This is a genomic window from Microcystis sp. LE19-41.2A (genome assembly GCF_027530405.1).
Lineage (GTDB): Bacteria > Cyanobacteriota > Cyanobacteriia > Cyanobacteriales > Microcystaceae > Microcystis > Microcystis aeruginosa.
The window spans coordinates 1-10,261 of the sequence record NZ_JAPZQJ010000205.1 but is presented as its reverse complement, the minus strand read 5'-3'; the positions used below and the strand labels follow the sequence as shown (position 1 = coordinate 10,261).

Sequence of the window (10,261 nt, the reverse complement as noted above, 5' to 3'; positions counted from 1 at the left end):
AATATCGGAATCGTCGTCGAAGATATAGTTTAAGAGTTAACTTGTTGGCGGCTATTTATAACTGTGAGTTAGGGATAGGTATAGCAGCTTCTTAAAAGTTGCCTAAAGATTAATCAAGTCAAGGAGAATTTATTCTCAATTTTTATAATTGAGATAGTTTGTGCCGCTTAAATAAAGAGGTTTTGATAACCAAATTAAAGCATATCTAAAGAGTTTTGAGTTAAAAGTTAAACTTCAAGTTTTCATTCAGGACAAATGTACTGGTTAACTAATTTTTTGGGGAAAATTAGTTAACCCATGATTATAACATATAATTAATTTGCAAGAGTTCTGATGCGATCGCCTCCTGGCAAATATCCCTTAAAGTTAAAAAAGATCCGATGTTACAGAGGATTCAATTTTGGAAGCTAAGGGTCAATTCCGACCATTCTGCTTCCCTTACCTGTGAACGAGACGAAGGCAATATCGCACTAAGCCAGGAAATCTCCTATACAGATTTTCCCCTGGAGTCAGTCACCCTCTATCTAGCCGATGGGGTTCTACTGCTGCCATCAGAATATTAACAATTCAGGACTAAAATTGGTTAACAGTTATCAGTTTTTTTCTAATAACTGTTAACCATTTAAAGCAATCACTAATTAAAACTAAACCCAGTAGCAAACCATGAAACCAGGAGATAAAGTTACTTATATTCCCACTGGAGAAAAAGGAATTGTCAAAAGAATCTCTGAAAACTCAACACGAGTATTCGTTGTTTTCGGCTCTGGAATCACATTAGAAAACTACGAAAATTATACCGCTCAATCTACAAAATTATCAGACATTAAAAAAAGATGGGAATAATTAAATAAAAATAAATCTTGTGCGGGTAGTAAACTATTTTTTCCCAGTTCGGCGATGGTCACTGCGACTATCGCCTTTTTTGTCGAAAGGAAACGATCGCTGGCTATTTTCAGACAAAGCTCGGTTGAGAAACGACAAATAAAAAAATAAGAAAACAGAAAAAGGTCGAGTGCGGTCGAAAACCAACGGGAGTTAACACCATGCGTCAATCTGGCCACACCCTTATCGAACTGCTCGTCACCTTAACCCTGATCACTATCCTGCTGCTGATCGGTTTTTCTATATTTTCGAGATTAATAGCGGAACTACGCCTAGATATGGCCACCTTTGAACTTTCCCAACATTGGAAGTTTACCCGTTTTGATGCTATGGGAAGTGGAACCACTCCCACCGCCCTCTGCATGAAAGACGACGGACGGATCGAGGTGGCCAAGATAGCCGGCGACGATTGCGAGACGGTCAGCGAATGGCAGTCTCTGACGGACGGGGTGGACATCGACACCGCCAATTCGACCCTGAGAAGGGTCAGGGGACCAGGGGGAAACGACGGCACGATCTACCGGGTTAGTTGGGCCGATACAAAGGGCGGCATGGGCGGTTCTTGGGGGCAATTAGGGCGACTGACACTGACCGCCCAGGGAACGACCGCCAAACGCTGTCTATTTTTATTCCGTGTCGATGGTTCATGGGATATCCGCGAAGACAACCGATGCCAGAGATGAAAAAGAAAAAAAAAGACGGGAGAAAAGGCTAACGCCATCGGGTGTAAATCATTCAAGAAACACGACGATGACAGAACAAACTCTATTGGCCGACCTCTCCCGACAATTCCCTCAGCTTCCCACCCTCGACCTCACCCTGCTAACACGAACCCTCTTTCCTCTATCCCCAGTCGAACTCTACACCCTCAGACTCGCTCACGGCGATAACGCTATCATGAAGGCCGCCATCGATAGCACCATTCGGCAACGGCAAGAAGAGAAGGAAATCGCCGCCCTCGAACGACAGCACGAAATCTATGACGAGTATCGTCACTGCTGTGGCGGTTGTTGACACTCCCCGCTCTAAAGAGACGGGGATTCTTGGTTCACAGAGATTACTTGCTTAGACAGAATTGCTTCTGAAAAAGTAGAGGTATTCTCTCCCCAAGCGTTTATTGGATCGAGCCCAAAGGTTCCGGTATGCCCTACCGTACTTAGTCCCCTTTTAAGGATGTTGATTGCGGCGTTTTCATCCCTATCCAAAACACATCCACATTTGCACTGATGGGTTCTAGTCGATAAAGATTTTTTGACAGTTTCACCACAGTTTGAACAGTTTTGGCTTGTATAATTCGGTGAGACAGCAATCGTTATCTTGCCGAATTTAACCCCAAAATACTCTATCCATTCCCGAAACTGATACCAGGCCGCATCATTTATCGATTTAGCTAGACAATGATTCTTGACTAAGTTCTTAACTCTTAAATCCTCGTAGGCTATCACATCGCTAGAGTGAACTACGCACCTTGCTAATTTCACAGCAAAGTCTTTACGTTGCCTACTTACTTTAAGGTGAGCTTTAGCTAATCTTTGTCTAGCTTTTTGACGATTTTTACTTCCCTTTTTCTTTTTAGATAATCGCCTTTGAAGTCGTTTTAATCGTTTCTCGGACTTTCTCAAGAATTGAGGATTATCAACCTTGTTGCCATTGTTATCTGTATAGAAAGAAGCCAAACCTACATCTAAGCCAATACACTTACCTGATGGTTTAACATCTTCTTTAACGTCACAAGAAAGGACAAATTGACAATAATAACCGTCCGCTCTCCGAATCAACCTAACCCGTTTAATATCGGATTCTTGAAAGTACCCTAAATCCCAAGTTCCTACCAACTTAAGAACACCAATGTTTTTCTTGTCAGTGAACTTAACAGTTTTAGGGCTAAGAAGCTTCCATCCTGATTGTTTGTATTCGATTTTTTAAATTGAGGATACCCCTTTTTGCCTGATACTTTACGTTTACAGTTGTCGTAAAAACGACTAATTGAACTCCAAGCACGTTCAGCACTTGCCTGTCTAGCAGTTGAATTAAGTTCATCGGCAAATTTAAAGTCCTGAGCTAATTCTTTAGAATATCGGTATAAATCGTTCTTACCCGTACCTTTTGTATCCATCCATAACCTTACACATTTGTTACGGATGAATTGAGCAGTACGAATAGCATCGTCTATGGCTTGATACTGTTGAGTTTTAGCTTTAACTTTAAACTCTAAGACAAACATTTTACGCACGGGTTACTCAGATAAAATCAGTATAGCACAATAAAAGTTAAGTTAACAAGATATAGTTTAAAAAGCCGTCCTAAAAGGACGGGGCTTTAACCCAAAATTTCGGTAAACTTTATTGGTGGGGACATTCCCCGCCAAATAGCCATTTTGTCATAATCAAAATGTTAATCAACGTATTATCTAGTTCCAGTACAAATATGGTCAGATATGAGTTCCAATAAGTCAGATCGAGCGAATGCCCTGTATGAATCCGACTTCTACGGCTGGACAGAGCTACAAGCGAAAGCTCTGGCCACCCGACAAGTAGAAGCTCTGGACTGGCAAAACTTGCGGGAGGAAATCATTTCCTTAGGTAAACAAGAATATCGAGAACTGGTGAGCCGTCTGACCGTTTTGGTAGGACATCTTCTCAAATGGGAATATCAGCCAGATAAACGTTCTCGTAGTTGGTTTTTGACGATTAGAGAACAGAGACGAGCGATCAGACGGCATCTACAGGGCAATCCTAGTTTAAAATCCCGGATACCGACGGCTTTATCCGATGCTTTCGAGGCCGGAGTCGATTTGGCTTTGCGAGACACGGACTTACCGATACGGACTTTTCCCTCTCACTGTCTTTTCACCTTCGAGGACATCATGACTGACCATTTCCTCTGCGATACCAGTCAGGATTGGCCATGAGTTCAACGATTCGACGATACCGCCTCGACGGGTATTTGAATTTCACTCCGTTTCAGGGGATCGGGAACGTAGGGACCATCATAGAAAAAGCGACGGGGGGAACCGATCGCCCGGTAGCTCGGATGTTCTGCCAGCCATTCGTTCAGTCGGGTCAATCCCTGTTGGTAACTGTCAAAATCGTAACCTCCCTGTAATCCCAAGCTCACCACCGTCATGGGTGGTACATCCTCAATCCGAATATTATCGGCCACCTCTTTCGGGTAAGTGTCGGTGTCGCGGTAGAGAAAGGAAACTTCGGCCTCTCCCGATGTCGCTCCCGTGTCTGCGGAGTAACGGGTTTCAACGGGTGCGGTCATCGAGATCTCGTTGGAACTGATGTGTTGGTACAGGGGATAAAACGACCGGTTCGCCGCCTCGGAAAGTTGACCCCGATAGCGGTAAGTAGCGGCGCGATAGGCGGGATAGTTCTTCACCTCGATCCGTCCGTTCGGGGTCGGGGTCGGAAATCCTGCGGGTAGGGGAGCGCTAGAGGCTTGATAGACCCCGATCACTAGAGCGGTTAGGGCGATGAAGCCGAGCGGTATCAATAGGTAAGGTAGTTTCATGGGGAATCGGGCGCGATGACCTCTCTATTGTGGGACGAGTTGACTTCCGTTGACCGCTCAACTGATTTCTAAGCGCGAGTAGAGAGACTTTGAATCCATCGGCTGACGAATCTTACTGTTTAGTTTCCATTCAACGGATTTCTAAGGGCGAGTAGAGAGTTCCCATATTGGCTCTTCTGGTTTCTGTGTGGAAACGGGGTCTATACTGATAGTTTCTTCAGCAAAATAGTCCTAAAAGTCTTTCCAGGTAAATATTTCACGATTCTATAAGCAAAAATTATCACACAAAGTCGAGAAGAGCCCCATATTGACTTTGTTCTTGAGTTATTAGCACTACTTCTTCAGTGTTTTCTCTGGAGTAATTGTAACATCTCAATCTATAATAATAATTCCTTTTTGGGGAATTGGTAGGAATATATGTATACAAGGTTGGTTCGCTCCAGACTGAGCAATAAGCCAAGTATGAGTTACATAAGTTTGCTGGTCACGGGATTGTAAGGGGTCAAGGTCAAAATAATGCTGACGTTTGCCATTGAAATCTATCCAGTACACCTTAACAGAAGAAGAACTTCTATTAATCACCTGAATATAAGTTGATACATTACTATTAAGCGAACGTAACTCACTTTCTACTCTGCAACTTCTTGGACGTAAGATTTCTGCACTGGTTTGACTCTCAGCCGAATAACATAAATTCCATATTATCAAGCTCAATCCTGTAATTTTCAACCATTTTAATAGCATGGGCTTTTTAGGGTTAATTGTCTTTTTTCGTGATTATGATATAATGAAGGCGATGTTTATAGCGGTGTGCAGTCGTATGAGGTACAGTGTCACGAGCTATAAACCATGCTAGGCAAAGCTTGGTCTGTATCTCACTCAAGCGCTTACCGCTATAATATGCTAGTTAGGTTATCGCGGTTCCATAGAAATTTTCTCTATTCTCCCGCCAAAACGGATAAAATGCTTGAGATTCAAAGTTAATAAATGATCGACTTCCGCTTTTAATGAACCATAAGCAATTAAAGCATGATAAATCGCTCCTCCTCTTAAATTTAAAGTTACCATAAGATTAATTACAGCTTTATAATCATCGCTTGTTAAGGAAATAATCTCAAAGGAATCTAAATTTTCTTTAATTAATTGTTGTACCAATTGAGGAGATAGACGAGGTTTTGCAGGAAAAGCCGATAAAATTGCGTAGAGTTCTGCAAGAGTATGAGTTCCAATATAACCCTTAATTTCTCCTCGTTTAACTCTGGTTAACCAAGAAATACAAGCTGAGTGCTGTTCATGGTTGACTAAAATAGATGCAACCAAAACCGACGTATCGAATAAAACTTTAATCACAACATTAGCTCATTCATTCTTTCTTGTCTAAGCTCCTCGATAAAAGCTTCAGTATTAACTAGCAATTGGCTGTCAACAACCAAAACATCATTCTCGTAATAAACCTTTGGCTCTTCCTTAATTGGATTTAAGACTAGCTTGCCATCTTGAACTTCTACTACCTGAAATTGACTATCATATTCAATGCCTAGTTGTTCCAGCAAAGTTTCAGGAATTTGAATACATCTACTTCGATCCAGCGTCACTAATTCCATGGCAATTATCTTGAATTCTTTTATCTTCATTATACCGCTATATTTCTCCTGTAGCTCTTAAAACCCCTAAAATAATTCGACAAAAATCAGGAAAAGCCGTCGTAAAACGACGGGGTTTTAACCCAAATCTTCGATAATGGGAGGGACTTTCAGTTAATTATTTATTAGTAGTTGATAATCTTCAAAAATGTTGCTGTACAAGGATCGAATTAAGACTTTTGCAACGTGAGTTCGACGAAATTCAACCCATTGAAATCCATGCACAGTGAGACTTACAGCCTAGCTATCCTAGAAAAACTCTGTCAATTAGCCAGTCTTAATGACAAAGAGACGGCGATCGCTGTCGGAAAAAACTCTAGCAAAAAGGAAGCTGAGACTTATGCTAGAAATAGTATTCGCCAAGGTCTCAGCTATGGATATAAATTCACGTCTTGATCTTACCGCAATTTTTTGTGATGTAGATGACTTCTATCAAAGTTTTGAAAAGCACTGTCAGTCTCTCCCTCAATTAACATCATTTGTTGGGGAGAAATTGTGTCGTTCTCGTCTAGGCTTGAGCGAAGTCATGACGATAGTAATTGCTTTTCATGGTTCCGGCTATCGGACATTCAAAGAATTTTACACCTTGCAAGTTCTTCCCCATTGAAAAAAAGCCTTTCCTCAGCTAGTAAGCTATAATCGTTTTGTGGAATTAATGCCTTGGTCGATGATGTTGTTATGTTGTTTTTTACAGACTTGCAAAGGAGAAATAACAGGAATAAGCTTTATTGATTCTACTCCGATAGAAGTTTGTCATCCTTGTCGTAGCAAGTCACACCGAGTTTTTAAAGGTTTAGTTGGTTGGGGTAAAAATTCTGTGGGTTGGCATTATGGATTTAAACTACATTTAATTATCAATGACCGGGGAGAACTCTTGGCTTTTAAGCTAACACCCGCTAATACTGATGACCGGAAACCTGTCCCTGATCTTACCAAAGATCTCATCGGTAAATTATTTGGAGACCGGGGCTATATTTCTCAAGAACTCTTTGAAAAACTTTATGAAAGAGGCTTACAATTAATTACCCGCTCCAAAAAGAAGATGAAGCAAAAATTAGTCAAAATTATTGATAAAATCTTGCTTCGCAAGCGTTCTTTAATTGAAACAGTTAACGACGAACTGAAAAATATCTGCCAGATTGAACATTCCAGACATCGCAGCGTTTGGAACTTTCTCGTCAATCTCTTTGCTGGCTTGATTGCTTATAGCTATTTGCCCAAAAAACCCTCCTTGGATTTAGAGCCAAAGGGCTTCCCTGCTCTACCTCCTGCTATTTTTTAGCTCCGTCGAACTCACGTTCTATTAAGTCTTTGTAAGTTCTCGCCTTCAGTTTTCTTAATATCGCTTTGACTTTTGACCAAAAGTTTTCAATAGGAGAGAATTCGGGAGAATAAGGAGGTAAATAGATGAGTCTAGCTTTTTCTTGTTCGATTATTTCTCTGACCATTTCTCCGAGATGAATCTTGGCGTTATCCATGAGCAAACAGTCTCCTTCTTTAATTTTTGGCATCACTTCCTTCAGAATAAATCCTTCAAATGTTACCGCATCCACTGCACCGTATATGTTGACTGATGCCACAACTTTTTCTAAGCTTATAGCACTAATTATTGAAATATTTCTCCCTCTTTTTTGTGGTTTTCTTCCCCGAGCTCTTCGGCCAATTAAGGCTCTAGCATAGAGTCTCAAAAGGGCTAAATTTACCCCCGATTCATCGATGAAAATTAGTTTTGATGCCTCAATTTCCCGAACTTCTGACCAGTATTCCACTCTTTTTTGCTGTACCCTGTCACTTTCTTTTTCCGCCGCGTGTAGGTTTTTTTTTTTGAAACTGTAATTGAGTTTTTGCGTAAGCCGCCCCAGGGTGGCTCTACTGACTTTCACCTGTGTCTTTTCATACAGTAAGTCCGATAATTCTTCGAGAGTTGCATCATTGTTAGATTCGATGATTTCTATTAAAATTATCAGTTGTTCACTATTTAACTTGGTTGGCGGACTTCCCCCTTGTGGACGAGGACGGATATCTCCTGTTTCTTTATGTTGCTTCAATAACTTCTGAATAAAGCTTTTAGCCACGTCAAATCTCTGGGCTAGTCCTCGAATAGAAATTTTTTCTTTCTTCCAGACATCGATAATTTTTTGGCGAAAATCTACGGAATAGGGTCTCATAGGAAGCTGGCGAGTTCTATTATTTGTCTATTTGCTTTTCATTGTACCTCATAGCTCTAAGAATTGCTATAATTTAACCAAAGTTTAATTATCCAAGAGAAGATATTGATAAAAATAGCAATCATAAAAAGCAAATCCCCAACATTTATCAAGCAATTATTTTTATTAGTAAATATTCTACACAACTCAGTCCAGATAAGCAAGATGGCTTACCACTACTACCGAATCACTACCCAACATACCTTCGATACCCACAATGGGAGATTTACTCGAAGGAGGGGCAGAATCCCAGTCTAAGTTCTGACACGGAAGTAATGTCTTCGGCTCCGGTTCTTTTTCGATACTGGCTGAGTTTTGACAGCTTTTCGCAACGGGTTCATTATGTCCTCTATTGTAATTTCTCCATAACCCAAATCTGCCAATAAATCTTCAACGACTTTGTAATTAAGTTGAACTACTAAAGATCGCATTGATTCGGACTCTAAGAATCTTTTAAATCCATCACTGCCCAGTTCTTTTTCTAGGACTTCTCACACTTTCCTGCATTCGCGATTGCTTGTACCACTCGAGAATGCATTTTCTGGCGTTGGGTGTAGCCACGAAATTGAGCCAGTCTAGACTTGGGTGACTATTCTTGCTGGTGACAATTTCTACGAAATCCCCATTTTGCAGAAGGTAGTCCAAAGTTGTCCAACGCCCATTAACCTTAGCACCTTTCACGCGATGTCCCACCTCGGTGTGGATGCAGTAAGCGAAATCCACTGGAGTTGAACCTTGAGCTAGGAAGATGACATCCCCTTGGAGATTAAACACATAGACATCGTCGTCAAATAGATTGTTCAGGCTGTTCACGTATTTCCAGTATTCCTGGATATCCTTAAATTCCTTCCGCCAATCTAGCCGTTGTCTCAGCAACTTAAACTTTTTTTTATCATCAGAGGTTAGTTCACTCCCATCCCCATATTCAGCAAAATTGTGCATTTCTAGGGTGCGAATCTGTACTTCTAAGGGACGGGCATTTAAACCAACAACGGTGGTATGGAGAGATTGATAACGGTTAGCTTTTGGTAAACCGATATAGTCTTTAAAACGGTTGGGAATCGGAGTAAATTGGTCGTGAACTACGGCTAAACAACGATAACATTCTTCTTTAGTTTCGACGATAATGCGGACGGCGGCTATATCATAAATCTGCTCGAATTCTTTACCCTGATTGTGCATTTTATGATAGATGCCGTAGAGATGTTTGGGGCGACCCTGTAAATCAAGAACTTTTATGCCAATTTCTTGCAATTTTTCCCGCAATGTGTTATTTACGGTTTCGATGCGGGCCTCTCGATCGATGCGTTTTTCTGACACCAATAACTGCACGGTCCGATAAGCATCGGGTTCGAGGTATTTAAAGCATAAATCCTCTAATTCCCATTTAAATCGCTCAATCCCTAAACAGTTAGCCAGAGGAGCAAAGATTTCTCTAGTTTCGAGGGCGATGCGTTGCTGTTGTTGCGGGTTAAGGTATTCGAGGGTTTGCATATTGTGCAGGCGTTCGGCTAATTTGACCACGATGACGCGGATATCTTGAGCCATCGCCAGGAACATTCGGCGAAAATTCTCCGCTTGCCGTTCAGTTTTGCTAGAAAAGTTGTATTTGGAGAGTTTTGTCACCGCTTCCACCAAATTACGCACCTCGAAACCGAATCTAGCCTCGATTTCTTCTGGAGTTACTTCCGTATCTTCCACCACATCGTGAAGGAATCCGGCCGCAATGATAGTGCTACTCCCACCTAAATCTCGCAACAGGCCAGCAACGGCGATGGGATGAGTGATGTAAGGTTTTCCTGACTTACAGTATTGACCTCTGTGCAATTGATAGGCAAAGTTGAAGGCACGACAGATTAGATCATTGTCTTCACTTTTATCTTGCCCAGAATCAGATTGATAAGCACTCAAGCATTCTTGAAGCCAAGCAGGCAATTCTAAAGAGAACAAATCTTTGAATTTTTCTTCTCTGCTTTCACGACTAATTCCCAATTGCCTAAGAACACTTGGGGC

Annotated in this window: 10 protein-coding genes and 5 pseudogenes; 8 read left to right on the top strand and 7 right to left on the bottom strand. The window is 41.4% G+C overall.

From position 1 onward, the window contains the following. The 5 genes and pseudogenes from O9290_RS09095 to O9290_RS09075 form a co-directional block, all read left to right on the top strand. Window positions 1–95 (top strand): annotated as a pseudogene (locus O9290_RS09095) (IS5/IS1182 family transposase); the annotation flags it as partial. A gap of 222 nt (window positions 96–317) precedes the next feature. Further along, on the top strand, window positions 318–563 hold the full coding sequence (locus O9290_RS09090) for a DUF6876 family protein (protein ID WP_353852131.1): 246 nt from the start codon (window positions 318–320) through the stop codon (window positions 561–563). A gap of 100 nt (window positions 564–663) precedes the next feature. Continuing rightward, window positions 664–843: a hypothetical protein gene (locus O9290_RS09085; protein WP_287999104.1), complete on the top strand. Its 180-nt coding sequence runs from the start codon at window positions 664–666 to the stop codon at window positions 841–843. A gap of 200 nt (window positions 844–1,043) precedes the next feature. Further along, the gene (locus O9290_RS09080) at window positions 1,044–1,565 is read left to right on the top strand and encodes a prepilin-type N-terminal cleavage/methylation domain-containing protein (RefSeq protein ID WP_288086922.1); all 522 of its coding nucleotides are present in this window, start codon (window positions 1,044–1,046) and stop codon (window positions 1,563–1,565) included. Between the two features lie 67 nt (window positions 1,566–1,632). Then, window positions 1,633–1,896, top strand: coding sequence for a hypothetical protein (locus tag O9290_RS09075; RefSeq protein ID WP_288086920.1), 264 nt, complete (start codon window positions 1,633–1,635; stop codon window positions 1,894–1,896). 11 nt (window positions 1,897–1,907) lie between these two features. On the opposite strand, the pseudogene O9290_RS09070 reads toward O9290_RS09075, so the two are convergent. Next, window positions 1,908–3,106, bottom strand: a pseudogene (locus tag O9290_RS09070) (RNA-guided endonuclease InsQ/TnpB family protein). Window positions 3,107–3,319: 213 nt separating this feature from the next. Between O9290_RS09070 and O9290_RS09065 the strand changes: the two are divergent. Continuing rightward, on the top strand, window positions 3,320–3,793 hold the full coding sequence (locus tag O9290_RS09065; protein WP_288086918.1) for a DUF29 domain-containing protein: 474 nt from the start codon (window positions 3,320–3,322) through the stop codon (window positions 3,791–3,793). A 2-nt stretch (window positions 3,794–3,795) separates the two neighbouring features. On the opposite strand, the gene O9290_RS09060 is transcribed toward O9290_RS09065, so the two are convergent. From O9290_RS09060 to O9290_RS09045, 4 genes are all read right to left on the bottom strand, one after another. After that, the gene (locus O9290_RS09060; protein WP_193958728.1) at window positions 3,796–4,398 is read right to left on the bottom strand and encodes a heme-binding protein; all 603 of its coding nucleotides are present in this window, start codon (window positions 4,396–4,398) and stop codon (window positions 3,796–3,798) included. Window positions 4,399–4,770: 372 nt separating this feature from the next. Continuing rightward, complete coding sequence (locus tag O9290_RS09055; protein WP_288086916.1) at window positions 4,771–5,142, bottom strand: VHL beta domain-containing protein; 372 nt, start codon at window positions 5,140–5,142, stop codon at window positions 4,771–4,773. Window positions 5,143–5,310: 168 nt separating this feature from the next. Further along, on the bottom strand, window positions 5,311–5,748 hold the full coding sequence (locus O9290_RS09050) for a type II toxin-antitoxin system VapC family toxin (protein ID WP_288086915.1): 438 nt from the start codon (window positions 5,746–5,748) through the stop codon (window positions 5,311–5,313). After that, window positions 5,745–6,032, bottom strand: coding sequence for an AbrB/MazE/SpoVT family DNA-binding domain-containing protein (locus O9290_RS09045; protein WP_288086913.1), 288 nt, complete (start codon window positions 6,030–6,032; stop codon window positions 5,745–5,747). Before O9290_RS09045 ends, O9290_RS09050 begins: the two co-directional genes overlap by 4 nt. 228 nt (window positions 6,033–6,260) lie before the next feature. Here O9290_RS09045 and O9290_RS09040 point away from each other — a divergent pair, with 228 nt between their 5' ends. After that, complete coding sequence (locus O9290_RS09040) at window positions 6,261–6,437, top strand: hypothetical protein (RefSeq protein WP_155119311.1); 177 nt, start codon at window positions 6,261–6,263, stop codon at window positions 6,435–6,437. Continuing rightward, a pseudogene (locus O9290_RS09035) lies at window positions 6,415–7,323 on the top strand (IS982 family transposase). The gene O9290_RS09040 and the pseudogene O9290_RS09035 overlap by 23 nt, the downstream one beginning before the upstream one ends. Before the next feature lie 16 nt (window positions 7,324–7,339). On the opposite strand, the pseudogene O9290_RS09030 reads toward O9290_RS09035, so the two are convergent. Together O9290_RS09030 and O9290_RS09025 are read right to left on the bottom strand one after the other, a co-directional pair. After that, window positions 7,340–8,209, bottom strand: a pseudogene (locus tag O9290_RS09030) (IS630-like element ISMae26 family transposase); the annotation flags it as partial. Between the two features lie 234 nt (window positions 8,210–8,443). Next, a pseudogene (locus tag O9290_RS09025) lies at window positions 8,444–10,240 on the bottom strand (RelA/SpoT family protein); the annotation flags it as partial. Window positions 10,241–10,261: the final 21 nt, after the last annotated feature.

What these genes read in the sequence shown, in the direction of transcription:
- O9290_RS09085 (WP_287999104.1), top strand. Translation starts at nt 664, where the DNA reads ATGAAACCAGGAGATAAAGTTACTTATATTCCCACTGGAGAAAAAGGA.
- O9290_RS09080 (WP_288086922.1), top strand. Translation starts at nt 1,044, where the DNA reads ATGCGTCAATCTGGCCACACCCTTATCGAACTGCTCGTCACCTTAACC.
- O9290_RS09075 (WP_288086920.1), top strand. Translation starts at nt 1,633, where the DNA reads ATGACAGAACAAACTCTATTGGCCGACCTCTCCCGACAATTCCCTCAG.
- O9290_RS09065 (WP_288086918.1), top strand. Translation starts at nt 3,320, where the DNA reads ATGAGTTCCAATAAGTCAGATCGAGCGAATGCCCTGTATGAATCCGAC.
- O9290_RS09060 (WP_193958728.1), bottom strand. Translation starts at nt 4,398, where the DNA reads ATGAAACTACCTTACCTATTGATACCGCTCGGCTTCATCGCCCTAACC.
- O9290_RS09055 (WP_288086916.1), bottom strand. Translation starts at nt 5,142, where the DNA reads ATGCTATTAAAATGGTTGAAAATTACAGGATTGAGCTTGATAATATGG.
- O9290_RS09045 (WP_288086913.1), bottom strand. Translation starts at nt 6,032, where the DNA reads ATGAAGATAAAAGAATTCAAGATAATTGCCATGGAATTAGTGACGCTG.
- O9290_RS09040 (WP_155119311.1), top strand. Translation starts at nt 6,261, where the DNA reads ATGCACAGTGAGACTTACAGCCTAGCTATCCTAGAAAAACTCTGTCAA.